This is a genomic window from Undibacterium sp. TC4M20W (assembly GCF_049340245.1).
GTDB lineage: Bacteria > Pseudomonadota > Gammaproteobacteria > Burkholderiales > Burkholderiaceae_D > Undibacterium.
In genome coordinates, this window is the sequence record NZ_JBMPPI010000001.1 from 328,005 (window position 1) to 353,600 (window position 25,596).

Below are 25,596 nucleotides of genomic sequence, written 5' to 3' on the forward strand. Positions count from 1 at the left end.
ACATGAACAGCTTACTTCGATGCAGCCACCTTGCTGCGCGCCGCATGCAGTTTCTTGTAACTGTCGATCAGGCGCGCATGCCTGTCCAGCCCTTCGAGTTTCATGCTGGTTGGTGTCAAGCCATAGAAGCGCACACTGCCATCGACTGAACCCAATACCGCATCCATACGTTCATTGCCAAACATGCGGCGGAAGTTGACGACGTAATCAGCTAACTCCAGTTCGTCATCCAGCGTCACTTCCAGCACCACATTCAGGGCCTGATAAAACAGGCCGCGATCAACGGTATTGTCGTTGTATTGCAAGAAGGTTTCGACCAGCTCTTTTGCTTCTTCAAATTGCTGCAAGGCGAGGTTGATCAGCAGCTTCAATTCAACAACCGTGAGCTGACCCCAGACCGTGTTCTCGTCAAACTCTATACCTATCAAAGTAGCGATGTCGCTGTACTCGTCGAGTTCATTATTCTCCAGACGGTCCAGCAGATCTTCCAGTTGCTCGTCATCCAGCGTGTGCAGATTCAGGATATCAGCGCGGAACAGCAGGGCCTTGTTGGTGTTATCCCAGATCAGGTCTTCCACCGGATACACTTCGGAATATCCCGGCACCAGAATACGGCAGGCGGTAGCACCCAGGTGGTCATACACCGCCATGTAAACTTCTTTACCCATCTCTTTGAGTATGCCGAACAAGGTCGCGGCTTCATCGGCGTTAGAGCTGGCTTTGTCACCTTTGCCCTGCGCAGAAAAATCCCACTCAACAAATTCGTAATCCGCCTTGGCACTAAAAAAGCGCCACGACACCACACCACTGGAATCGATGAAGTGTTCAACAAAATTATTTGGCTCAGTCACCGCATTGCTGACAAAGGTAGGCTGCGGCAAATCGTTGAGGCCTTCAAAACTGCGGCCCTGCAGCAATTCCGTCAGACTGCGTTCCAGCGCCACCTCCAGGCTGGGGTGTGCGCCGAAAGAAGCAAATATACCACCCGTGCGTGGGTTCATCAGGGTCACGCACATGACAGGATATTGACCACCCAGCGATGCATCCTTCACCAGCACCGGGAAGCCCTGCTCTTCCAGCCCCTGTATGCCAGCCACAATGCCAGGATATTTCGCCAGCACTTCTTGCGGTACATCCGGCAAAGCCATCTCACCTTCGAGGATTTCGCGTTTGACGGCACGTTCAAAAATTTCAGACAGACATTGCACCTGCGCTTCAGCCAGGGTATTACCGGCACTCATGCCATTGCTGGCGAACAGGTTTTCGATAAGGTTGGATGGAAAATACACGACCTCGCCATCCGACTGCCGAACATAAGGCAGCGAACAGATGCCGCGCTCTGCATTGCCGGAATTGGTATCGACCAAATGCGCGCCACGCAGCTCGCCATCGGGGTTGTAAATCTCCCGGCTATACTCATCCAGTATCTCTTTAGGCAGCGCATCCCTCTTGCCCGGCTTGAACCAGCGCTCTTCCGGGTAATGCACAAAGGCGGCATTGGCGATGTCTTCACCCCAGAACGAACCCGCATAAAAATGGTTGCAACTCAGACGCTCGATATACTCACCCAGGGCCGATGCCAGCGCACTCTCTTTGGTCGCCCCCTTGCCATTAGTAAAGCACATGGGCGAATGCGCATCGCGTATATGCAGCGACCACACATTCGGAATAATATTGCGCCACGAAGCAATCTCTATCTTGATACCCAGCCCCGCCAGCAAGCCAGACATATTCGCAATAGTCTGCTCCAGCGGCAAATCCTTGCCCAGGATATAGGTCGCCGCATCGGCAGAAGGATTCAAGGTCAGCAAAGCCTGTGCATCGGCATCCAGGTTTTCGACCTCTTCAATCACAAACTCCGGCCCCGCCTGTACAACTTTTTTGACCGTACAACGGTCGATGGACCGCAAGATACCTTCACGGTCTTTGGCAGAAATGTCCGCAGGCAATTCCACCTGTATCTTGAAAATCTGCGCGTAACGGTTTTCAGGATCAACAATATTATTCTGCGACAACCGTATATTTTCAGTAGGGATATTGCGCGTATTGCAATACAGCTTCACAAAATAAGCCGCACACAAGGCCGACGAAGCCAGAAAGTAATCAAAAGGACCAGGCGCAGAACCATCCCCCTTATAACGGATAGGCTGATCAGCCACCACCGTAAAATCATCGAACTTGGCTTCAAGACGAAGCTTATCGAGAAAGTTAACCTTAATTTCCATGGGGGAGTTCCAGAATAGTGTTCAAAATCGTGTAGGCGGTATTATCCGTCTTTTCTGAGGTGGGCAGGTAATCTGGTGGGAATAGTCTGTTGATTAGAGCTGGTTTTTTTACTTACATAACTTGAGATTCAAGTTATGTAAGTTATCTCAGTTATCTTTGTGATCGGAAAAGGTAGAAGTGATCGTCTTGATACCTCCTCTATCTCGAACGCCACTTTACCTTGTAAAGAACGTCTTGCTCAGTCAATTCTAATATGCAGCGACGGCGCAACACCTCGACAGTAGTTTGGCCATATTTTTCGATCTCATCCAAGACGGTAAATATTTGCTTCGTTGAAAACTTCGTGTACTCAACAATAAATGCGGCCACAGCATCATTTTCCACATTCTTGAAAAGCGGAAGATCATGAACTAAGAAGGGAAGATCAGTTAAGGAAAGTATTGCCAAATCAAAAAGAACAAGGTTGGCAAAAGCCGTACCAGTGCCAGTATCATCCAAAATTTCATATTTATATGAATTTTGACTGAGAGTGAGCTTTGGAGCACTTGCGCCTTGACCGTAAATTTCGCTAACTAATTTTGCCAATTCTGCATTTATTTTTGCTGCGATTTCGTCCAAGACTTTTTGCTTGATCATCTCTAGATCTTGTTTTGCTTCTTTGTAGGCAAGGTCTAGTGAAGAACTTTTCTCATAATTGCGGTTTGCGCCTTTTAGACCCTGCCATTTCTCAGACAAGTGATAGACCCTATCGACAATTACATTAGGATTTTCATAATCCGACAATCTTGTTGCAACCTTTGCATTGACCTGCGCGATCGCGACATCAAGCGAGCTAAGCTGTGATTCGAGAGACTTCTCAGTATTCGTTAATTCTTGCTTAAGCAGCCTCGCGACTGCACTATGGAATTCTTCAATTCGTACAATCTTATCTACCTGAACGTCAGGAAAGAATTCTTTCAGCGACTCAAGTTGACTACTATTGACGTGTTTGTTTGAATGCAGGTTTTGTTGGGTTCGAGATAATCGCTGCTGAACCTTTGATCTCTCTCTAAGCAGCAAATCCTTGTCTTGTGCCAAATCCATAACTTCTCGATCGACAATTGCACGCAGATTAAGTGCATATTGAGCCAAGTCCTTCTTGATCTCTGCGACCTCATCGCTAATCAGTTCTAACTCTACCTCGTTTGCTAAATAGTCCTTTTTGTTAATCTTTGGAACGTAGTCAAGCCCTTCCGCTTTACGCCAGATTTTACGCTCAGTCTCCGCCTTTGAAAATATTGCCGACGATTGTTGAACCTCGTTGAATCGTCCAAATAGCTTAATTAAAGTTTCGATGCAATCTCCAGCAGATTGCCGAGGAACTGCATGCAAAGGTCGATGAACATTTGTCACGTTTTCTTTAGGCCAAACGCGCGAATACGGGCCAACCATGGCTCGAAAACTCAACTCACTCTTTGAGGTTGCATAGACATCCATCAGCCAAGATGTATAGTCGCTGAGACTAATAGTTCGAACCGAAACATAACTTGAATCGCAAACGTCAACGAATTCCTTGTTTTTGGTAGCGCGTTTAAAATAATAAAGCTTCTCGTAAAAGCGAAATGTGAACCGATACTCGTGCTCGCCAACGTTACGAACGATATCGTCGTTTAGCTCTAGTAATGAGTCACCACCAAAAACAAAATCGACAATCATTAGAACAGTAGATTTACCGATCGAATTCGCAGCAGACGCATCGCCAATAACAACGTTAAGCCCTTCGTGCAGAACAATTTTTGGCACGCGAAAGGCGTCAGACTCTAACTCAATTAACATGTCGTACTATCCCGTTTTCCAGATCAACGTGGATACGACCCAGCACATACAACGAGTCCAGTGCAAAAATGAACTCGTTAATATCTGGAAATTCGCTCTCAAGATCCATATATAGCTGATGTAATGTAATTGGGCTGGATGAAGCTAGTAAAAGTGGCAATCGTCCAAGTACAGACTGCTTGAGGGTAATGAATTTATTTGGGGTTATCATCAAAATAGCTCACAGTTTTGTACAAAGAAAGCAGCTACAGCCGCAGCAGCTTCATCTGTTCCGTTAGGCGATTTACTTCGTATCCATCGAACAGTGTTCTGAAAAATCTCTTGCTGGCTTAAGTTCTGATTCTTCTGCTTCAAGTAGAAAGTTTTCACTTGACTTGCGATAAGTACCGCCTGCATCGGCGTCTTACGTTCAAGTTCCGCAAACTGCTCGCGGATAAATAAATAGAATGATGAAACATCGTTTTTTATCTTCTGCTTGGTCATTCCAGAGATAGTTCCATTCAGTTTGATGTCAATGTTTTTTGCGACATACTCAACCTCATCTCCACCTTGATGCTCATCTTTCATGAGAGCGTCAATTACTAACGTAATTTCTTTTTCGATCTGATAATCGTGAAAAATCCGTAATTGCGCAGTTTGACTGATCAATTGTTCTTTGATCGTTTTCAGTTCCCGATAATCCTGCAGGGTTTTTGCTGTGTCGTAGAGCTTGTGGCATGTGAAGCAAAGAGGTATCAAATTACGCTCGTCGTTTGGCTCATCACACAGCTTGGATTCGCTTTGCAATAGCTTTACTTCCTCAAGCGTCGGATTCAGAGGATAAATGTGTGCAATTTCGAAATCTTTGACTGACTGAGACCGCTTAGCAATAAACAATGGCTTCGCGCATTTAGGGCAGATTTGACTTACCTGAGCACAGAGAGCCAAAATAGTCGTCGGCGAAAACGATTTTCGAGGATGCTGACTGGAAACATTTTTCGAAATTGAGCTCATCCAAAGCGTTTAGATGTAGGAGTTGACCTACAGCATAACACTGCATAGGATTAAAACTCTAGCAAAATTAACCACCTTCGCCGCAACAACTGAATTTTTATACAGTATATCGTTATTTATTGTTGAGTGCTGAATAGCTATTCAGCATTTCTAACAGTCAAATGTTCACGCCGCTTTCAGTCATTATGCAAAAGGACATATCACCTAACAAAGTACATATCAGCCCGTATTTCAGTCTGACAAAGAATCGACCAATACATTGCACAGGCACATGCCCAGTTCTTTGAAGTGACTACCATGGGCTTTCTGGTCATGACCTAGCAGAATCTACAAACACACTCAAAGCTCAAGACTCCGGATCAAACCTAAATATCCGAAGCTGATTATCACAACGACGGGCATTGGCAAGACGTGCGGCCTAGGTGATGGCGTCTTCTCTCGAAGGACACTCAAGTATAGTTAATCCACCATTGAGTGGAGGCGCGCAAGGGTAACCTTTCTCAACGATTGCCCCATTTGGCCGATTCTAAAACGGGTGTAACTGTCTCATCAACGCCACCTGCGAAACGTAGATACCTGCTTACCCATTCAAGCCCTTCTACCACCCACTACCAACCCCATCCTGCGAACGATACTGCCTGAAATATTTTTCCAGATGACCCACAAATGCCAGCACTTTGGCAGACAGGTTGTTCTTCATGGGATACACAGCGTGAATGTCTGCATTGGGTAGCTTCCAGTCGCTTAACACTTCACGCAGCCGGCCGGATTGCAGGTAGGGGGCGACGTTCCAGTCTGAGCGTAGCAAGATGCCCTGGCCCTGCAAGGCCCAACTGACTGCTGATTCGCCGTCATTGGTTGATACCGTGCCGCGCACTTTTACGGTTGCCTGCGAATTTGCGTTGTGCAGATGCCAGGTGCCGTAGGTCTCATCACTTTCGCGAATGACGATGCAGCGGTGGCGTTGCAGGTCAGTTGGTGTCAGCGGTGTACCGTGGCGTTCAAGGTAGATGGGGGATGCGCACAGGAGGCGGCGGTTGCTGGCGATTTTTTTTGAGGTGACCCTGGCGTCAGGGACTTCACCAAACCGTATGCAGACATCAAAGCCATCGTCGGACAGATTGACGGGTCTGTCTGTCAATTGCATCTGCACTTCAACATCCGGATAGATTTCTACAAAGCCTGCGATGGCGGGTGCGATGAATTGTCTGCCAAATCCAAAACTGGCGTTCACGCGCAGCAGGCCTTTGGGGACGGCCTTGCTGCTGGACAGGCGTTGTTCCAGCTCTTCCAGTGCGGCCAGGATTTTTTGGCCTTCGGCCAGATATAACTCGCCTTCAGGCGTGACGACGGCCCGTCTGGTGGTGCGGTTCAGCAGACGTATGCTGAGGCGCGCTTCCAGATTGGCGAGCCGCCTACTGACGGCGGCGGTGGATACGCCAAGCTCCTGCGCGGCCACCGAGAGCGTGCCTGCTTTCACTACTTCGGTGAAGAAAGCGACATCAGATACTGAGCTCATTTTTGCGTTTAAGTTAAAAACAGTTTGATTTTCAAGTCATTGTAAATCAATTCGCAATAAATTAACTTGTCCTGCACAAGAAGTTTATCCAGATTAAATCTACAGGAGACTTGCATGACTGAATTGCCAGGTACAGCAAAAACGCTATACCAGAAGCTGGTGGAAACCCATACGGTAGCCCGCCTGGATGCGCAAAACGTGTTGCTGTATGCCGATCTGCACATCATGAACGAATACACCAGCCCCCAGGCATTTGCAGCCTTGACCCATGCCAGCAGGAAGGCTGCCCAGCTTGGCCAGAACCTGGGGGTGGTCGATCATATTATCCCCACCCACCCACTGGCGATACGCACGATTACCGAACCAAATTCTGCCTTGCAGGCATCAAACCTGAAGCGCAATTGTGATTTCCATGGCATACCCTTGTTTGATACCAATGACCGTTACCAGGGCATAGAGCATGTCATCGCGCCTGAACTTGGTATGGTCAGGCCGGGCATGGTGATACTTTGTGGCGACAGCCACACCACCACCTATGGGGCTTTTGGCGCACTGGGTTTTGGCATCGGCACGTCAGAAGTGGAACATGTGCTGGCTACGCAGACGCTGGTGTATCGCCTTGCGCTGGACATGCGCATCCATGTTACTGGCCGCTTGCCCACAGGCACAACGGCAAAAGACCTGATCTTGCTGATTATTGGGCAAATCGGCGCGCAAGGTGCGCGGGGCTATGTTGTTGAGTTCTGTGGTGAAGCAATAAGCTCGCTGTCCATGGAAGCGCGCATGACCCTGTGCAATATGGCTGTCGAAGCAGGCGCACGCGGTGCGCTGATTGCGCCAGATGCGACGACCATAGGCTATGTGAAAGCGCATTGCCCTGATCTGGTCGGCGATATGCTGGCCATGGCACTAGCGGACTGGGCTGATCTGCGCAGCGACAACGATGCCCGCTTTGACCTTGAACTGCATTTTGATGCGAATGATGTAGAGCCTTACGTCACCTGGGGCACCAGCCCTGACCAGGCAATTCCCATCACTGCCCGCATCCCGCCCATGCCAGCAGACAGTGGCAATGCCCTGCGTCACACTATGGAACGTGCGCTTCACTACACAGGTTTACAGGCTGGTGATGGCGTAGAAGGTTTGCCAGTCGATGTGGTTTTTATTGGGTCTTGTACCAATGCGCGTATTGAAGACTTGCGTGCAGTCGCCGCGATTGTCAAAGGGCGCTACGTAGCCCCAGCCGTTCGCGCCATGATTGTGCCGGGTTCAGGCGAGGTCAGGCGGCAGGCTGAAGCAGAAGGCCTTGCCCAACTTTTTATCGATGCCGGTTTTGAATGGCGTCAACCCGGTTGTTCGATGTGCCTGGCCATGAACGACGATGTATTGAGCCCAGGCCAACGCTGCGCATCTACCACTAACCGCAATTTTGAAGGCCGTCAGGGTCGCGGTGCGATCACCCATCTCATGAGCCCGGCCATGGCTGCTGCGGCGGCTGTGACTGGCCGTATTACTGATGTGCGCAAATTAGGAGTACCGGCATGACTGTTCAAACCCGAATCGAAGGTATTGCTGCCCCCTTGCCAGTCGCCAATTTGGACACCGATCAAATCATGCCCAAGCAATTTTTGCTGCGTATCGACAAGGCTGGCCTGGCCAAGGGGCTGCTCTACGATATGCGGTTTGATCTGGATGGAAACAGCCGCCCTGAATGCGTGCTTAACCAGGCTGAATACGCTGGCACCAGAATCTTGGTGGGTGGCCCCAATTTTGGTTGTGGTTCCAGCCGTGAACATGCGGTCTGGGGTCTGCAACAGTATGGGATTGACGCTGTCATTGCCCCAAGTTTTGGAGAGATATTTTATTCCAACGCCATGAACAACAAGCTCATGCTGGTGGCACTTGCGCAGGCTGATATTGACTTGCTTCTTGCTGATATCAGCAGCCCTTCAGACAAGCATGTGCTGATTGATGTTGAGACCATGACAGTGCGCAGCAAAAGTCTGACTGCCTCATTCTCTCTGTCTGAACGCCATCGCCGCATGTTCCTTGAAGGCCTGGATATGGTGGGCGCAACACTGGCCATGCAAGAGCAGATCAATGAATTTGCAACAAGTCATTGGCAGAAGCGCCCATGGCTAAAAAATCTGGCAAGCAAGACCAGAGACAGCCTGGTTTGAACAAACCATAACGGGCAATACGACCGGACATTCGTGCGGCGTAATATTAAAAATAATGGAGACAAAAATGCATATAGAAACAGCTTTGCCTGCCGAACCAGCAGGACCAGGTTTTTGGAACAAATTGATGGCGATCCGCATCGGGCCATTGCCATTGCCGGTGTATATCGTATTGGCAGTAATCACTATCGCCGCCGCCATCAATCATCGTTTGCCAAATGACTTGATCGGTGGTTTGGCGGTCATGATGTTAGCGGGCTTTTTGCTCGGTGACCTGGGCAGCAGAATCCCGCTACTAAAACACATAGGCGGATCAGCCATACTCTGCCTGTTCGTGCCTTCGGCGCTGCTTGGCTACAACCTGTTTGACCAAGATATGCACAAGGCACTGACGACAGCAATGAAGACGGCGAACCTGCAATACCTGTACATTGCCTGCCTGGTTGTCGGCAGCATATTGGGCATGAGCCACAAGGTGCTAGTCCAGGGTTTCATACGCATGTTCATCCCGCTGCTGGTTGGTACTGTTGCCGCAGTTGGTGCTGGCCTGGCTGTTGGCATGTTGCTGGGTTATGAGATGAAGCATGTGTTCTTCTACATCATCATTCCCATTCTTGGTGGCGGTATTGGTGAAGGCATCCTGCCCTTGTCGATTGCTTATTCAGAGATCACGACGACGCCACAAGCGCAAATTGTTGCCACCCTGATCCCGGCTGCACTGATCGGCAATGTGGTGGCAATTTTGTCGGCTGGTGCGCTGAGCTGGTTTGGCAAGAAGCGCCCGCAATATAGTGGGAACGGCACCCTGGTAAGAAATGGTAATGACCAGGAATTGTTGGCCAAACAAAACGAAGCGCCACTCAACATCAGCCTGATGGGGGCTGGCCTGTTGCTGACCTGTGCATTCTTCATTCTGGGTTCGGTACTGGCACCAGTGACGGGCATCCCTGGCCCTATCCTGATGATCATCGGTGCGGCCCTGGTCAAGGTCAGCAAGATCATGCCAGCGAATATGGAGCTTGGTGCTTACCAGATATACCGCTTCATGACGAACAACCTGACATTTGCGATATTGGTGGGGTTGGGGACTTTGTTTGTTCCATGGAACCAGATGGTCAATTCGCTGAGTTTTTCTTATTTCGTGATTTGCGCTTCCATCGTTCTGGCGATGGTGGCAAGTGGCTTTGGCATAGGCTTTTTGATGAAAATGTACCCTGTTGAATCAGCAATCGTTACTGCCTGCCATAGCGGGCTTGGTGGCACAGGCGACGTAGCGATCCTGTCTGCTTCGAACCGTATGGAGATGATGCCCTTCGCGCAAATTTCTACCCGCATAGGCGGCGCAGCTATGATAGTCATGGCGACGATATTGATGAAGATTTTTAGCTGAAACGCTGGAGAAATTGTTGACAGATGCAGATAAGAAAAAATCAGGAGAGCGCCATGCCAGAATCCCCAAAAACAATAGTAGCAACTACCACTAAAGAAAGCACTGAAGCGAGTAAAATCAATACTCGCAGAAGAAGCCTGCTTGCCGGTGCAGTATCGGCGGCAACGCTGACATTACCCAGTAAAGGATACCCTGTGAATACACCCGCGCCTCCACAAGGATCAGCAATTGCCAGCATGTTTCCGGGCTTCAAAAGCCGCACACTCAAAACCAGCGGCACCACGATTCACACCCTGGTGGGTGGTCAGGGCCCGGCACTTCTGCTATTGCATGGTCATCCGCAAACCTTGGCTTGCTGGCATAAAATCGCACCAGCACTGGCGCAGCATTTTACGGTCGTGCTGACCGATCTGCGCGGCTATGGGGACTCTGGCAAACCAGAAGGCGGCGACAATCACATAGGATATTCGAAGCGGCTCATGGCGCAAGACCAGGTTGAAGTCATGCAGCAACTGGGCTTTTCACGTTTCCAGGTGGCTGGTCATGACCGTGGCGGGCGCGTTGTGCACCGCATGCTGCTTGATCATCCAGACGCCATAGAACGCGCAGCCCTCCTCGACATCGCCCCCACTGCCACCATGTATGCATCCACCAACATGGCATTTGCCAGCCGTTACGTGTGGTGGTTCTTCCTGATACAACCAGCACCGCTGCCAGAAAAATTGATAGGCGCCAACCTGGAATTTTATCTGGAACACCATATCAACAAGCAAAACAAAACCCCCGGCGCAATCACGCCCGCAGCCTATGCAGAATATCGTCGCTGCTACACCGCCGAAACCCTGCACGCAGTCTGCGAAGATTACCGGGCCGCAGCATCGATAGACCTTGAACACGACGCCGCCGACGCCGACAAAAAAATCCAGTCACCCTTGCTGGTATTGTGGGGAGCCAAGGGCGTTGTCGGCAACACCTATGATGTGCTCAAAACCTGGCAAGAAAAATCTATTGATGGCGCAGTCAGCGGTGGCGCGCTGCCATGTGGACACTACTTGCCAGAAGAAGCACCAGAACAGACCCTGAATGCGTTTCTGCGTTTTTTCCGGAAAGCTGAGGGATAGTTTTTGCGCGACGTTAATTACATCAAATAAATTAATCGGGCCTGCATCGCTAAACACTTGATTTGAATGTCCTGCAACACTCCGCCCTCAGGACTCTGGGCCAAGGCCAAATACCCTGAGTTCCTGATCACAGCGGCAGGCTTTGGCGATACCTGCGGCCCAGGCGATGGCGTCTTCTCTTGAAGGAAGTTCAAGCACCTCATCGTGAAAAACATGAACTTTGCACGCTGCATGTTGATAGCAGGTTTTAATGACCCGTAGCAGCAGATGGTGCGCCGCCATTAAGTTGTCGCTGCATCAGATCTTTGGCCGCCGCGAGTGCATCGTCCGGCTTTGTCGCAACATCCGGGATGACGCCCACGCCCTCCCAGTTTGTATGGGTGATTGGGCTGATTGAGCGTCTACTTGGTATAAAGGCAGCAAAATACTCGCTGAGACGATATGGGCGCGAAGCGTTAGCGCCGCCCCAAGTGCGTTCGCCAATCACCGTGGCGCGTTTCAATGCCTGCATTTGGTATGCGAAGGATTCGGCGGCGGACTTCGTGTTGGGGCCTGCCAGGATTAGGACCGGCTTCTTGCCACCATAGCGTTTGCCGTCAAGCTTATCCTGTGTCCAATACTGCGTGGTGATGCCGGTCGTACGTTCCCAGGTGTCGTTGAGGCGGGTGGGCTCGTCAACCAGATAGCTGATCAGTAGCGCCACTGAGTCTCCCCCGCCACCACCGTTGTTGCGCAGATCGATGATGAGGCCATCGGTGTCAGCGAGTTTATTCATCACTGCGGCGAACTTGTCGGATATGAGGAAAACTGGCCCGAAAGAGGAAATCTGCAGGTAGCCAACATTGGGGCTAAGGTGATCAGCCTTTTCCACGCCAAGGTTTGATGCGAGAATCTTTTCAAGAGCGGCAGGCGGCACCTGTTTTTCCCACTCCGCCCGCGTCTGGGGTGGCGGCGGCATTGCATCGTCGGGCGGCACCGGGCGGGTGCTGACATATACCGCCATATGCTTGTCGTGGACAACGCCCTCAATATCATCCGACAGCTGTTTGGCCAGCTGTTTACCGTCTGTGATCCCATCGTACTTGCCCTCGCGCTGGTGCTGGCGCAAGACGACTTCGGCTTGTTGAGCTTTGTCTGGAAAAACGTAGTGGGCATTCAGCTTGGCAATCAGCGTATCGATGACCTCCAACCGGGTCGCACTATCGATCTCCCCTGTCGGAGGCGACGCTGGCGGGCCGGCGATTGCCCCTGTCACGGTCAGCAATAACAAAGACAGTGTGACTATCCATTTCTTTTTCATTATCTTCCTTTCAGATCAATATGTGGAAACGATTAATTGCGAACTGAACCAAAAAACGCGCCGTTGGCAAGAGGGCGGCCGTTCAGCAGACGGGCTTCAACAGCCCTGCGCTGCGCGATCCGAAACCCCGGTCCTCCTCTGCTACATCTGGCGAAACTGCTTGGTAAACCCTTCACTAATGCTCAAGCGCTCGGTCCGGCCTTTCAGGATTACCTCCAGCCCGCCGCCGCCGCGCGCCCCGTATTCACTGCGTTCGATCCGGTCAATGGACTGAAGATTGACGATGGCGCTGCGGTGGATTTGCGCGAACAGCTGCGGGTCCAGTTGCTCGAGCAAGGACTTGAGAGGCAAGCGAATCAGCGCATCGCCGTTCACCGTCACCACCCGCGTGTACTTTTCGTTCGACTGGAAGTACAGCACTTCACTCACCATCACCAACCGCACCGAATTGCCGCTCGAAGCCTTAATCCACTTGAGGTACACCGGTGTGCTCTCTTGTTCAAAAAGCTGTTTCCACACGGTGGGTGGCGGGCTTGCGGTCGTGCGCGACTTCAGACGGCGTATCGTCTGCAGCAGGCGTGCGGTCGTCAACGGCTTGACCAGATAGTCGGACGCGCCGGCATCGAAAGCGGCCAAGGCATATTCCGCGTGTGCCGTAACAAACACGACTTGGCACGACTCGGGAATATGGCGCGCCACCTCCATGCCGTTGAGGCCGGGCATCTGTATGTCCAGGAAGACGACGTCCGGTTTCAGTGCATCGATGCTTGCCACCGCTTCGATACCGTTTTCGACTTGGCCGGCGATTTGTAGTTCGGGCCACAAGACACGCAACTGGTCCATCAGCTCTGCCCGCAGCAGAGGTTCGTCTTCGACGATCAGGGCACGTGGCATCATGCGTGGCTCCCAACAACAGGCACGGTCAACAATGCGCGTACTCCTTGTTCGTCGCACGGCTCCACGAAAAGGCTGGCCTTGCGCCCGTATAGCAGCAGCAAGCGCTCTGCGATATTCGCCAGCCCCGTGCCTTGCCCGGCTTGTTCGGTCAAGCCGATGCCGTCGTCGACCACAGACACGCTCAGCAGCTCGTCCGTCCCGTCGCTCTCATGCCTTGCGCTGATGGTGATCAGGCCCGGTCGGCTGGCCCGCTCCAAACCGTGTTTGACGGCGTTTTCCACAAGCGAGATCAGCATCGCCGGCGGGAACGGCAGGCTGCGCAATTCCTCGGCCACTTCGACTGCGAAGCGCAGGCGCGCGCCCATGCGGATGCGCATCACCGCCAAGTAGTCGTTAACCAGATCCATTTCTCGCCCCAGGGTCGAGGACACTGAGCGCATATCCGGCATCGCGTTCTGCAGGTAGCCGACCAGGTGGTCGAGCATGTCCTGCGCGGCCTGCTGGTCGGTACGGATCAGGTACTTTAGATTTGCCAGGGTATTAAACAGGAAGTGCGGCTCGACTTGGGCCTGCAAGGCTGAGAGGCGCGCCTGCAGCGAGGTGCGTTCCAGCTCGCGCTCACGCCGAGCCGCGTCCAGTGCATTTGCATGGCGCGTGAGGCGCTGGCGCAGTTGAGCAGACACCACCTCGGCGGTCTTCAGCGACTCCCCCTGCTGGATCGCGAACCAAGCCAGGCCAGGGCGGCAGCGCAGCTCGATGCGGCAGCTGGGGCCCAAATCGGACGATACCCTCACCTCGACATGGCGCCCCAGTGCCAACGGGCGCCAGCGGCCCAGCACGATCCGGCCTTTGAAAGGGTCGTGGATGAACGCCGGCGGGCCGGAGTAGCCGAGTGCCGTGCCGAGCGCCAGCCCCGACAAGGACTCGGTGCACAGGTCGAATGTAGTATAGGTATTGAACGGCGCATCGATGCGACGCGTCACCGAGGAAGCCATCGCCTCCGCACACAGCGCCTTGCCCTCATCGCCCAGCCGGGTGAGAAAGCTGCGGGCGATTCCGCTAGAAATCAGCGCGAGCCAGGCCATCACCGCCAGCGCAACGCCACCGACAATGTACAGAGTCAGCTTGTGGTGCTCTACTTCGCCCGGCGCATCCGGACCGAAGTTCAGCCAGAGCGGCAGCAACGCGATCGCCAGCGACAGGAACAACAGCGAACCAGCGTTGAAGCGCAGCGCCGACTGCAGCAGGTAGCGGCGCACCAAGCGGCGGTCGTGCTCGACTTCCGGTAAGGGAGGCTCGTTGAATGGCAGAAATGGGGGAGAACTCATTAAATTCCTCGTTTAGAACTTGCCCGCTATTCTAACGGCTCGGGTGCGCGTGTTTTCGCCCATGCGATAAATGCCCGCAAATCGGGAAGGAAACCGGCGCCAGCAGGATGAATGCCGCCGACCCAATCGCTGCCCGGGCCTGGCGATTTTGAAGGATACAAGCGTGTGCTCAAATTTGACTGGAGAGGTGCGACAGGCTGTAAAGCGTTTCATTCGGAAGTAGTGTCAGCAGAATTCGATCGTTAAAGTCGAAAAATGGCATAGCCCTCCCTCAATATCCATACCTCATCAGCAATAATTTCGATTCATCAGGGATTCTATTGTTTCTGTATTTTTTTCAGATACTTCCTGGCATTACTCGTCTTTGATTTGGCAGCAATATCAAACTTCAAAACTTCTTTTGAAGTTTGATATTCGACTTTACTATCCGGTTTACGACTTTAAGGGAATGTTTACAACTTTAATTTACGAGAACAAGTCATAACTCAATGCGCTGCCTTATTAAGTTGTCCCGCTTTTTGCCAGCTTACGTGGCTTGTCTATTCCATCCCTCTTGCCAGCGCAGTGCTGTAGACCAGTAATTGCAGTGGCACCAAGGATAGTATGAGTGACGGTTGGCCGTGATGCTCTTGCCGGCGGATGGCCTGTAAACTTTCTCTGGAGGTGACGCGGGCGCGGACTTCTTGCATGTTGGATTTGAGTTTTTCTATTGGAATATCGCTGGAGCGACAGTAACGGCGCGCATTTTTTGGTGAGCAAGGCGAGGGGCCGTACTTGAGCGCACCGCACCGCACCGCACCGCACCGCAGAAGATACTTCATGAGCTAACAGAATGCACAGCGACACTCAAGCTTCAAGACTCCGGATCAAACATAAACACCCTAAGCTCCTGATCACAGCGACAGGCTTTGGCGATGCGTGCGGCCCAGGCGATAGCTTCGTCTCTTGTAGGAAGCTCAAGTATCGTAAAGCCACCATCAAGTGGCGGTGCCCATGGGTAGCCGCCCTCAGCGACTGCGCCATCGGCTGACACCAGAACGGGTGGCACTGATTCATTAATACCACCGCCGAAAACATAGACGCCTGCTTCTTTTGCCTCGCGTATCACGGAACGGGCGTCCCGCCCGACAATCATCATCTCACTGTCGGGTACTTTCATTGCAACGCTGGGAAATGAAATGAGGTACTTTGCCATGATCTTTTTTCTCCGGAAATGTTGTGCTTAGTGATAAAGGTCAAGTTAAGAAGTAGCAAGAATGGCTCAGTAATAAAGCTGGTTGTGGACCCGCTGTTAAATCCTTGATTTTCTGAAGATGAAGTCAGCGCAAAATTGGCCAATACGCGGCTAAGCACGAGAATCTCAAAATGCCTTTGATTAATTTTGATCGCAGACCTTAGCTAGTTCCGAACATGCGAGTCAGCTACGCCCCTGATTTCGCAGCACCCAAAGGATAGAAGTTGAGCACGACCTCAACCCCTTCCCTTCGGGCCATAAATGGCACATGTGGCTTCAACAATTGTCTCTCCGACCGAGTCAGGGATTACACTGGATAGCGACAATTGATTCCTTGGAGTGCTCCACGATTTTGGAGCTCCATTGACCCCATCATATTCTGAAACCTCGTATATTCCAATTTTTCGAGCATGACAATCAACAATTTCTCTTGCCAGAGTGTATTTACCGGTGACCACTTTTTTGGTCTGGACTACATTATTGAATTCTAGCGGCTTGCCATCCTGATCGATTATTACCTGTTTGGTGTATTCGGTCTGTCGAACCCAAATATCAACGGTATCCCCCATTCGATTAGCTGTGCCGAGCAGAATCCCGAAAGATGTGTAATTCGATCCTTTTTCATTTGATTCGGCAATTGGGATGACGAAATTACGGGGCTCCTTACCTGTGGTCTTACAAAGCTGCACTGAACGTTTGGCCAATACCGGCGCTACAGACAAGGTTGAGGCTGAAATGGGAGTCAAATCAACTTTATCGATGAGTAAGCCGTCGGAGAAATTAAAAATAGTCTCTCCTTTGATTGCCATCGAAGCGTCTATCGCACTGATCCAGCTACCGTCGCAGGCAAGTAATACAAGATTTTACCCTGCAAACCACTGGAACTCTTCATCCATGCTGCACGAACCAGCACAGCATTTCCTACCCGTTGAACATCTTTCACATCCGGAACGGTTATCACTGCACCGTCCGGTGCAGGTTCTGTTGCGGCCGACCACGCATGCTGGTGACAAGACATCAAAAAGCAAGTGGCGATTAGTAGTGACGTTTTCATACTAAAAATAGCTTTTAAGTTAAAAATTCCATTTATCAGAATATCATCTTGCCAATTTTAATAAAATATTTTTCTCACATGTCACAATTAAAGTTGGCTTATTTCTTAATCCCCCCAAATAATTAAAGAACAGCAAGAGAGCGTCTGGAGGGATCGGACATACACATATTGAAGACCCAATACTACTCCGCGCTCCGTCCAACCAACTCTATTTCCTCAGCGGTCCGTAGTTGTGTTTAATTCTTTGCCGGTAATGGATAGCTACCGGCAAAGAAGATTTACACGCTTTGATAAACACGCACATCAGGTGCCGCGTCCAGCAGCGGTTTGAGAGCAAGCACGACGTCCTGGTTGAACAGCTCGCTTTGCAGGTAGGCATGTGCAGCCTCTTTACTTGCGAAGCCATGCAACACCTGAACATCCTCGTCGCGTACGAGCAGTTCTTTGGACTTTGCACCGGATATGTTATCTAAAAATGATGCTTTGTATTTCTGGTAAACCGCAGCAGCGGCTGCGCGGTTTTCTTCAGCGATTTTAAGGGTAATCTGCAAGTAAATCATCGTCAGTTCTCCTGATTTGAATAAGTTGTGGTTGAATAAAATGGAGTTGGAGCATGGCAAGCTATGTGGCTTGTCACGGAATGCATCAGTTGCGGCCAGCCATGACACCGCCATCAACATCCCAGATCGCACCGGTTACCCAGCTGGCTTTGTCCGATAACAGGAAGGTGATGACCCCGGCCACATCCTGTGGTGTGCCAACACGGCCGATAGGGTGAAAACTGTTAAAACCCTGAAGAACGCTGTGCACTTCGGCTTTCGGGATAAAGCCTTCGTAGATGGGGGTCTGCACTACTGCTGGCGAAACGGCATTCACGCGTATCTGTTTCGACGCCAGCTCCATGGCCAGATGCTGAGTCAGGGCGTGCAAACCCGCCTTTGCCATGGAATAGGCAGACGATGGTGTGGCGGCTATAGCTTGTTTGGCCCACATGGAACCGATATTGACGATAGCACCCGGCCGTTTGCCAGCAACCAGATTGGCGGCGACCTTCTGGGTAACAAAGAAAAAAGCCTTATTCAGTTTCATATACTGCTCAAAATCAGCTTCCTGATGTTCGAAGAATGGCTTGGGGAAGAAAACCCCGGCAGCATTGACCAGCAGATCGATATCCGGATGATGTTCGTCTATCTCTTTGAGGAGCTTTGCCAAGCCTTCTTCACTAGCCAGATCAATAGTCAGCGCAGCTACCTGTCCCAGGGCAGCCAGTTCTTTGCGTGCCTGTTCCGTTTTTTCTGGACGATGACCAACAATCAGCACACTGCCACCTTCGGCCATCACGCTGCGCGCCGTTTCCAGCCCCATACCACTGCTGCCACCGACCACAAGCAGCTTTTTACCCTTGAATTGATTACTCATCACTATTTCCTTTGCCCGCCTATTCGGCTGGCATAAATTAGTTAGATTGAACTGACTTATTTCCTGAACTTCCCTTGCTTTGTAGCTTTGAGTTGATGGTGGCAAGGGCTAGAACCAAGTAGAAAAACTACCTCGCACGATTGCTTGCGAACGAAAACTACTGGAACAAGGCCAATTTTGATCTGCCTTGCAGCTTCGGACAAACGAGATAAAATGTTCCTAATCAAAAGAAAATGTTTATCGATATGAAGCTACCCGTCCACCTGAATGCTTTACGCGCATTTGAAGCAAGCGCCCGTCATCAAAGTTTTTCGTCCGCTGCGGATGAGCTTAACGTCACACCTGCAGCTGTGGGGCAACTTGTACGCAGCCTTGAGGATTGGGTTGGTGCCCCATTGTTTCATCGCGCCTCAAGTGGGCGTGCAAGGCTCACGCCAACCGAAACCGCTGAACGTGCCCTGCCGGATATACGCTCGGGTTTTGACAAGCTTACGACTGGACTAGCAAGATTGAGAGAGGTTTCGCTAAATGGCGTGCTGACCATTACCGTGAGCCCCGCATTCGCTGCGAAATGGTTGCTGCCAAGGATTGACAGGTTTCAAACGGCTTGCCCCGACACTGACGTACGTCTGGATACCAGTCTCAGGGCGGTCGATTTTGTAGCGCAAAGGATTGATATAGGCGTACGTTACGGCCTGGGAAACTGGGCAGGATTGAAAGCTGACAAGTTCATGGCGGAAGAGATATATCCGGTGTGCTCGCCAAACCTGTTACAGCATGGGAGACTTTCCGCCGCCAGCGATCTGGTTGGAGAAACACTTATCCATGATTTATCGATGGATGGACATGCAGACTTCCCCACATGGGATGCCTGGTTGAAAAAAGCCAATGTATCAGGTGTCGCCACCATTCGCGGAATGAAGATCAATAATTCGGCAGCGGTATTACAAGCCACAGCAGAAGGACAAGGCGTTGCGCTGGCGCGAAGCGTGATGGCAAGAGATGATTTGCAGTCGGGCCGGTTGGTACGGCTCTTTCCTGAAATATCGTTTCCTTCACCACTCGCCTACTATATTGTTTATCGGCCAGACTCCGCCAACTTGCCCCGGCTAATAGCATTCAGGGGTTGGTTAATCCACGAAGCAGCGAATGAGCCATGACTGGAAAAACCCGTCCTCACTCGCCGCTATGAACGATTGATTTGCGCTTGTCAAAAGTGATCACAGCAAATAAAGTTGGTCGAGCTGCCTAGAGCTAAGCACTTGATTCAACTAGGGTAGCTCTAATACAGAAAGTTGGTCGAGATTCGCAACTCGTCAGTGCGTAGCTAACTAAACTCGGACAAATTGTAGAACTATTTACCCGGCGATGCCATCCATGCCATAACATAGTCAGTATTTTTGCTATTGAGGTAATCTCTGAATTGGCCAGGATTATAGATTTTTTTCTTTACCAATGATTTAAACTCCTGCAGCGCGAGGATTAACTCTCTGTCGCGCACTAACGGCTCTTCATGATTTTTTTCTTCGGGGGACATTGACTTGCGTTGTTTAATAAAGGAGAGACTAAGTGGCATTTTCTGTTCCGGCGTTCCCATCACCAAACGAGTTCGAAAAACCCCATTTCCAATATCTTGCTCTGGTTCCTGATTTATTACAGGGCGCAATTTCGAGTAATACTTCTCAATTTCATAATGTCCTCGAAAAAGTTCACCCGAACTCACCGATTCTCCAAAATAAATATTTTCATTTACATTCAACCATTGAAGGTGGTTTAGACGAACAACGTCCCTATCGTCAAGAATAGCGACACAATCGGAATTTTTCTTTCCCAATTTGTAGCAATTTTTATCGAAAAGAATCACAACGTGCCGCGGGGAAATTGGTAAGAAAATTTGCAAGCCCTGGCATGCGAGTCCGATATTACTGGAGATAGTTCGCTCATATAAAAATTGATTGCGATAGACTACCGGGTTATCACAAATAATGAAATCTTTGTCTGTTTCATTAATGAGAATTTTTATTTCAAGGTCATACACAAGAGGAAGGCCATCTATTGCGATTGACAACGGAATATCGGTTGGCTGAACCAGTCGAATTGAAATATTTTCCAAATCCTTATCAGAAAATTTTCCTTCTCTAGTTAACGCAATTTTGGCGATCTCTTCAGCTTGTAAATTGACCGACTCAGCTTTGTGCTTTGTTCTTGCGTGTTGAAGTAAAACAAAAGCCAATAGCGTTTCATGCTCAACACTAAAACGCGCAGGGCATATACCTCCAGCAATCATGTCCGAGATAATTTTGGAGGCGCCGCCTTCTACGAAGCCGAGCAAATTTTCAGCTATTAAATCTTTTCCATAAAAATAATCCTCGTAGCACTGATCCTTCAAATTTCCATTTTTAAATATCTCTTTGCGCCTCAGATTAAAAATATTTATCAGTTTTTTTTCTGGAAGCCAGGAGAAATTTCTTAATAAAAATTTGGGAACGTAATGTTGTTTCTTTTTTTCAGCCATACCAATTCCTAAAGACGTCATCATAGACAAAGGGATTGTGCGTTTTAAGATGATAGTTGGATTTTCACTGAGAATTATTCAATGAAGAGTACGTTTAAATTATTTTTCAAAATTATATTGGTGATGTATTTTCATACTCACAAGTACAGGCCATTTGCTACCAAACACATTGCCTTGACCAATTAAAAAAATGGGTGTATCTTTTTTTTAGCCGCGCACATCGGCTAGCCCGTCCACTCAGGCATCGTTTCTCTTGGGAACATTGTGTGTAGTGCAAGTGATAACTTTTTAGTTGCTACTTGTTTTGGTGTGTGGACGCGCTGAAAGTCTGGTAGCAATTTGGAGAGCTATCATGCATAAATTTACTTACACTCAAATCAAACGTTTTAAGCTTGAAGCCAAGACCCGTTCCCGAGCATCTGAAATCGGTCATATAAAAGCCCTCGACTGTATTGCTCATGAGCAGGGATTTGGTAATTGGTCACTTCTTATGAAAACCGCAGCACCTGATACCGATGACTCGGTTGCATCATTCAAATTTATCCGAACTAACGACGATATGCGCTCAGCCATGCGGAATCGGCTTGAAATATTTGACCGCGTTCCTGGGCGCTATGCTCCTCCAAATATGGATGTGGCTAGTATTTGGAACGAATTTAGCTCAGTGACGAACGTGGTTGATTTTGCTATAGATTACATGGCCGCAATCCTTAAATTACCACGATTTCATGTTGGCTTACGGTCATTAGTTTACTGGGAGATGCGGCTTTGGTTGCCATATTCCATTGAATTTGTGACGCCAACCAAACAAATTCTTGTAAATCGCCATTACAAGCCAGTTGGAATGGATACAAGAGAGCATATCGTTTATGAGAAATTCGAGTCTTTTCATACGAATTTAAGCTCTGATCAGATTAAGACCTTTAGTGACGACGACTATGGTCAAGGTTATCTTTATGGGCCCAGCCCATGGAGTTCTCGCAAGCATGCGGAATTATATCTAAATCACTTGAAGACATTGAGACTAGTACTGCATTGAGTACAATGCACGTTACAGCCTTTTCCAAGGCTGTAACCTGAATGCGAGCGATAATTGTTTTACATGTCCTGAGAGTGATGTTCAAGCTTAACATTCTCAGGGCACCTAAAAATTGCTAAAGAACTTTATTATTTGTGAATATCGTAAAATTCAGCCTGTAATCGGCAGGCTACTTCCGACATGTCTTTTTTAGGACGAGTGTCGCAACTGAGTTTTCGACCAACTTTATTTGCTCTAGTCAAAAAACAAAGCCCGGCCCTATTCTACCGTGACGCTCTTGGCCAAATTCCTTGGCTTATCAACATCAGTACCCCGCGCCAATGCCGTGTGATACGCCAGCAGTTGCAGTGGTACCACGTGCAGTATTGGTGACAGTTGGCCGTAGTGTTCTGGCAGGCGGATGACGTGTACGCCTTCGCTGGAGGTGATGCGGGAGTCGGCGTCGGCGAAGACGTAGAGTTCGCCACCGCGGGCGCGGACTTCCTGCATGTTGGATTTGAGTTTTTCTATCAGGGTGTCGTTGGGGGCGACTGTCACTACCGGCATTTCCTTGGTGACCAGGGCCAGGGGGCCGTGTTTGAGTTCACCTGCGGGGTAGGCTTCGGCGTGGATGTAGGAAATCTCTTTGAGTTTTAATGCGCCTTCGAGGGCGATGGGGTAATGCAGGCCACGGCCGAGAAAGAGTGCGTTTTCTTTGCGGGCAAATTCTTCTGCCCAGGAGATGATTTGTGGTTCCAGTGCCAGCACGGCGCTGATGGCGACGGGCAGGTGGCGCAGGGCGCGTATGTGTTCTGCTTCGTCAGTTCCGCTGAGGCGGCCTTTGCTTTGTGCGAGTGACAGTGCCAGCAGGAAGAGTGCTGCCAGTTGTGTGGTGAAAGCCTTGGTGGATGCAACACCTACTTCTACACCGGCATGGGTGATGTATGACAAGGCGCATTCACGCACCATGGCGCTGGTGGCGACGTTGCAGACGGTGAGGGTGTGCAGCATGCCCAGGCTGCGTGCATGTTTCAGCGCGGCCAGGGTGTCTGCGGTCTCACCACTTTGCGATATCGTGACGACGAGTGAATTGGGATTGGGCACACTTTCGCGGTAGCGGTATTCGCTGGCGATTTCTACATTGACGGGGATTTTTGCTATTGCTTCTATCCAGTATTTGGCGGTCAGGCCGGCGTAATAGCTGGTGCCGCAGGCGAGTATCAGGACTGAGTCTATTTGCTTGAAGACTTTGTAGGCACCGTCACCAAACAGTTCGGGCATGATGCTGATGACGCCTTCGAGCGTGTCGGCAATCGCACGTGGTTGCTCGAAGATTTCTTTTTGCATGTAGTGGCGGTATGGGCCCAGCTCTGCTGCGCCGCTGTGGGCGTGCACGGTTTTTACTTCGCGCTGGACGGACTTGCCTTCGCTATCGACTATCCATACTTTTTGCAGTTGCAGATCGACGACATCGCCCTCTTCGAGATAGATGATCTGGTCGGTGGTGCCTGCGAGCGCCATGGCGTCGGATGCGAGGAAGTTTTCACCTTGGCCGACGCCGACGATCAATGGGGAACCCTGACGCGCGCCAACCACGCGGTGTGGTTCGTCGCGGCAGAAGACGGCAATCGCAAATGCACCTGTCAGGCGTTTGATGGCGATTTGCACGGTCTCGAACAAATCACCGCTGTAGAGGTGGTCTATGAGATGGGCGATGACTTCGGTGTCGGTCTGGCTTTCAAACACATAACCAGCCTGTGTCAGTTCTGCGCGCAGTTCTTCATGGTTTTCTATGATGCCGTTGTGCACGAGGGCGATGCGGTCACGCGAGAAATGCGGGTGGGCATTGGATGATGAAGGTGCACCATGCGTGGCCCAGCGGGTGTGGGCAATGCCGGTAAAGCCAGCGAGGCCGGACTGGTCTATCTGCGCCTGCAGGTCTGCCACGCGGGATGTACTGCGTGAGCGTTGCAGGTGACCATCGACATGCAGGGCAACGCCGCATGAGTCATAGCCACGGTATTCAAGCCGCTTCAAGCCTTCCAGCAAGACGGGGGTGATATTGCGTTGAGCAACTGCGCCTACGATACCGCACATAATGACCTCTGATAAAGAATGAATATGTGTTCATGCTAAAGCAGTTAGCTTGACATTTTCTTTCAAAATTTATCTATTATTGAAATTTATAGAACATCAATTTTCAATTTGAACTATTATTTCAATACATAAGAAATTTTGGAATTATCAATCATATGCTGACTATCAATGAGCTGGACGAACTGGATAAACGCATTTTGCAGCAATTGCAAAAAGATGCCTCGCTGACCAATCATGAGCTGGCCTTGCGGGTGCATGCATCTGCGCCGACCTGCCTGCGCCGCGTCAAGCGGCTGACGGATGAAGGCATCATCAGCCGTCAAGTGGCGCTGCTGGATGCCAGCAAACTGGGAGCCGGCCTGACTGCCATCGTCGAAATCACACTCGATCATCAGGCGACTGAGAAGCTGGTGCAATTTGAGCAATTGGTGGCGCAGGAAGGGGCGGTGCAGCAATGTTACCGCGTGTCGCAGGGGCCGGATTTTGTGCTGGTGATACAGGTGGCAGACATGGCGGCTTATCATGCGCTGGCGCACAAGCTGTTTGCGACGCATGCGAATGTGCGTAATGTGCGTAGTTTTTTTTCTATCTTGCGCAGCAAGTTTGAGACTGCTATCGCGCTATAGTTTTTGGGTAAGCCCGTTCAGCGTGGACGTATGCTTTCTTTCAAGACATTCGCCGGGTAATACCGCTGAAATCCTTTCCAGACCATGCCGGACTTGGCGACTTGCTCCAGTAGGTCCTTGAGTGCTGCGGTGTCTTCTGCACCCAGAGATTTTTTGGATATATAGGCTCCGCTGTCCCCCCATGGCAATTCGGGGATAGGCTCGAAACGCAGCTTGTCGAGCATGTCTTGTACGCGTCCATCGTCCATGATGGCACCTGCAAGTATGGAGGGGGCCATGATAGTGATGTCAGCAATACCGGCCTTGAGCAAGCGCGCTACTGAAAGCGGGTCGGTATCAAAATACAAGCGCTTTTGCCTGCTCAGCTCTTTGATCAGGTCCTGGTAGGCAGGACCATAATCAAAGCCACGCACCAGGGCAACTTTGAGGTCTTTTTTATCCAGCAGGTCTTGCACTGAACTGATGACGGGGCGATTGCTTTCCAGGGATATCAGGGTGGCGCGGTTATAGATCATGGGGATGAAGATGCCATGTTCATCGCGCTTGGGAGTGCGGCTGGCGGGGATAAGCAAGTCTGCCCTGCCGGTTTCAAACATCAGTTCCATCCTGGCCCTGGGCACGGCTGCGAGGGCAAATTTACATGCCTCTTTTTCCATGAGACTGCGCAACAGGTCTGGGTATATGCCATCAATTTGCTCGCCGTTGATGATGACGCTGCGACCGGTCGAGGCGACCGGCACATTGATGATGCGTGAACAGGCTGCAAAAATCTGCGGGGCACATGCCAGCAGGGCAGCAAACAATATTATGCGTAATACGGCAATCTGCATCTGAGAACCCATCACTATTCTTCTTGATTATAGC

The 25,596-nt window shown here is 50.4% G+C and carries 22 protein-coding genes and 2 pseudogenes; 7 read left to right on the top strand and 17 right to left on the bottom strand.

Annotated features, from left to right (window positions below; translation table 11 throughout):
• Positions 1-11: 11 nt before the first annotated feature.
• The 5 genes from ACO0LL_RS01610 to ACO0LL_RS01630 all read right to left on the bottom strand — a co-directional run bounded on the left by ACO0LL_RS01610 (position 12) and on the right by ACO0LL_RS01630 (position 6,553).
• Positions 12-2,225: an OsmC domain/YcaO domain-containing protein gene (locus ACO0LL_RS01610; RefSeq protein ID WP_422949143.1), complete on the bottom strand. Its 2,214-nt coding sequence runs from the start codon at positions 2,223-2,225 to the stop codon at positions 12-14.
• A gap of 199 nt (positions 2,226-2,424) precedes the next feature.
• Positions 2,425-4,041, bottom strand: coding sequence for a DUF2326 domain-containing protein (locus ACO0LL_RS01615; RefSeq protein ID WP_422949144.1), 1,617 nt, complete (start codon positions 4,039-4,041; stop codon positions 2,425-2,427).
• A complete protein-coding gene (locus ACO0LL_RS01620; protein WP_422949145.1) occupies positions 4,031-4,252 on the bottom strand; it encodes an ABC-three component system middle component 7 in 222 nt (73 codons plus the stop codon). Before ACO0LL_RS01620 ends, ACO0LL_RS01615 begins: the two co-directional genes overlap by 11 nt.
• Positions 4,252-5,034, bottom strand: coding sequence for an ABC-three component system protein (locus ACO0LL_RS01625; protein ID WP_422949146.1), 783 nt, complete (start codon positions 5,032-5,034; stop codon positions 4,252-4,254). Before ACO0LL_RS01625 ends, ACO0LL_RS01620 begins: the two co-directional genes overlap by 1 nt.
• A 598-nt stretch (positions 5,035-5,632) precedes the next feature.
• Entirely contained in the window at positions 5,633-6,553 is a 921-nt protein-coding gene (locus ACO0LL_RS01630) for a LysR substrate-binding domain-containing protein (protein ID WP_422949147.1), read from the bottom strand.
• A 114-nt stretch (positions 6,554-6,667) separates the two neighbouring features.
• On the opposite strand from ACO0LL_RS01630, the gene leuC reads away from it, so the two are divergent.
• The 4 genes from leuC (at position 6,668) to ACO0LL_RS01650 (ending at position 11,244) form a co-directional block, all read left to right on the top strand.
• Entirely contained in the window at positions 6,668-8,098 is a 1,431-nt protein-coding gene (gene leuC, locus ACO0LL_RS01635; protein WP_422949148.1) for a 3-isopropylmalate dehydratase large subunit, read from the top strand.
• Entirely contained in the window at positions 8,095-8,733 is a 639-nt protein-coding gene (gene leuD / locus ACO0LL_RS01640; RefSeq protein WP_422949149.1) for a 3-isopropylmalate dehydratase small subunit, read from the top strand. The genes leuC and leuD overlap by 4 nt, the downstream gene beginning before the upstream one ends.
• A gap of 67 nt (positions 8,734-8,800) precedes the next feature.
• Complete coding sequence (locus ACO0LL_RS01645) at positions 8,801-10,123, top strand: 2-hydroxycarboxylate transporter family protein (protein ID WP_422949150.1); 1,323 nt, start codon at positions 8,801-8,803, stop codon at positions 10,121-10,123.
• Positions 10,124-10,359: 236 nt separating this feature from the next.
• On the top strand, positions 10,360-11,244 hold the full coding sequence (locus ACO0LL_RS01650) for an alpha/beta fold hydrolase (protein WP_422949323.1): 885 nt from the start codon (positions 10,360-10,362) through the stop codon (positions 11,242-11,244).
• Positions 11,245-11,331: 87 nt separating this feature from the next.
• Here the strand turns inward: ACO0LL_RS01650 and ACO0LL_RS01655 are convergent.
• The 9 genes and pseudogenes from ACO0LL_RS01655 to ACO0LL_RS01695 form a co-directional block, all read right to left on the bottom strand.
• Positions 11,332-11,442 (bottom strand): annotated as a pseudogene (locus ACO0LL_RS01655) (transcription initiation protein); the annotation flags it as partial.
• Positions 11,443-11,491: 49 nt separating this feature from the next.
• Positions 11,492-12,544, bottom strand: a complete 1,053-nt coding sequence (locus ACO0LL_RS01660; protein ID WP_422949151.1) for a S41 family peptidase — start codon at positions 12,542-12,544, stop codon at positions 11,492-11,494.
• Between the two features lie 141 nt (positions 12,545-12,685).
• Positions 12,686-13,441: a LytR/AlgR family response regulator transcription factor gene (locus ACO0LL_RS01665; protein ID WP_422949152.1), complete on the bottom strand. Its 756-nt coding sequence runs from the start codon at positions 13,439-13,441 to the stop codon at positions 12,686-12,688.
• Complete coding sequence (locus tag ACO0LL_RS01670; RefSeq protein ID WP_422949153.1) at positions 13,438-14,769, bottom strand: sensor histidine kinase; 1,332 nt, start codon at positions 14,767-14,769, stop codon at positions 13,438-13,440. Before ACO0LL_RS01670 ends, ACO0LL_RS01665 begins: the two co-directional genes overlap by 4 nt.
• A 501-nt stretch (positions 14,770-15,270) precedes the next feature.
• Positions 15,271-15,566 (bottom strand): annotated as a pseudogene (locus ACO0LL_RS01675) (glutamine--fructose-6-phosphate aminotransferase); the annotation flags it as partial.
• A gap of 56 nt (positions 15,567-15,622) precedes the next feature.
• Positions 15,623-15,964, bottom strand: a complete 342-nt coding sequence (locus ACO0LL_RS01680) for a YciI family protein (protein ID WP_422949154.1) — start codon at positions 15,962-15,964, stop codon at positions 15,623-15,625.
• A 275-nt stretch (positions 15,965-16,239) separates the two neighbouring features.
• Positions 16,240-16,812, bottom strand: a complete 573-nt coding sequence (locus ACO0LL_RS01685; protein ID WP_422949155.1) for a hypothetical protein — start codon at positions 16,810-16,812, stop codon at positions 16,240-16,242.
• A 523-nt stretch (positions 16,813-17,335) separates the two neighbouring features.
• Positions 17,336-17,617 (bottom strand): hypothetical protein, encoded by a 282-nt coding sequence (locus ACO0LL_RS01690; protein ID WP_422949324.1) that lies wholly within the window; start codon positions 17,615-17,617, stop codon positions 17,336-17,338.
• 85 nt (positions 17,618-17,702) lie between these two features.
• Positions 17,703-18,476 carry an SDR family NAD(P)-dependent oxidoreductase gene (locus ACO0LL_RS01695; RefSeq protein ID WP_422949156.1) on the bottom strand — a complete coding sequence of 258 codons (774 nt, stop codon included), beginning with the start codon at positions 18,474-18,476 and terminating at the stop codon, positions 17,703-17,705.
• A 245-nt stretch (positions 18,477-18,721) separates the two neighbouring features.
• On the opposite strand from ACO0LL_RS01695, the gene gcvA reads away from it, so the two are divergent.
• On the top strand, positions 18,722-19,636 hold the full coding sequence (gene gcvA / locus ACO0LL_RS01700; protein ID WP_422949325.1) for a transcriptional regulator GcvA: 915 nt from the start codon (positions 18,722-18,724) through the stop codon (positions 19,634-19,636).
• A gap of 194 nt (positions 19,637-19,830) precedes the next feature.
• Here the strand turns inward: gcvA and ACO0LL_RS01705 are convergent, their stop codons facing one another.
• Positions 19,831-20,991, bottom strand: a complete 1,161-nt coding sequence (locus ACO0LL_RS01705) for a DUF4238 domain-containing protein (protein ID WP_422949157.1) — start codon at positions 20,989-20,991, stop codon at positions 19,831-19,833.
• Positions 20,992-21,343: 352 nt separating this feature from the next.
• On the opposite strand from ACO0LL_RS01705, the gene ACO0LL_RS01710 reads away from it, so the two are divergent.
• Positions 21,344-22,030, top strand: coding sequence for a hypothetical protein (locus ACO0LL_RS01710; RefSeq protein ID WP_422949158.1), 687 nt, complete (start codon positions 21,344-21,346; stop codon positions 22,028-22,030).
• Positions 22,031-22,288: 258 nt separating this feature from the next.
• Here the strand turns inward: ACO0LL_RS01710 and glmS are convergent, their stop codons facing one another.
• A complete protein-coding gene (glmS, locus tag ACO0LL_RS01715; protein WP_422949159.1) occupies positions 22,289-24,106 on the bottom strand; it encodes a glutamine--fructose-6-phosphate transaminase (isomerizing) in 1,818 nt (605 codons plus the stop codon).
• Between the two features lie 155 nt (positions 24,107-24,261).
• On the opposite strand from glmS, the gene ACO0LL_RS01720 reads away from it, so the two are divergent.
• Positions 24,262-24,732 (top strand): Lrp/AsnC family transcriptional regulator, encoded by a 471-nt coding sequence (locus ACO0LL_RS01720; protein WP_422949160.1) that lies wholly within the window; start codon positions 24,262-24,264, stop codon positions 24,730-24,732.
• A 17-nt stretch (positions 24,733-24,749) separates the two neighbouring features.
• On the opposite strand, the gene ACO0LL_RS01725 is transcribed toward ACO0LL_RS01720, so the two are convergent.
• On the bottom strand, positions 24,750-25,574 hold the full coding sequence (locus tag ACO0LL_RS01725; RefSeq protein ID WP_422949161.1) for a substrate-binding periplasmic protein: 825 nt from the start codon (positions 25,572-25,574) through the stop codon (positions 24,750-24,752).
• Positions 25,575-25,596: the final 22 nt, after the last annotated feature.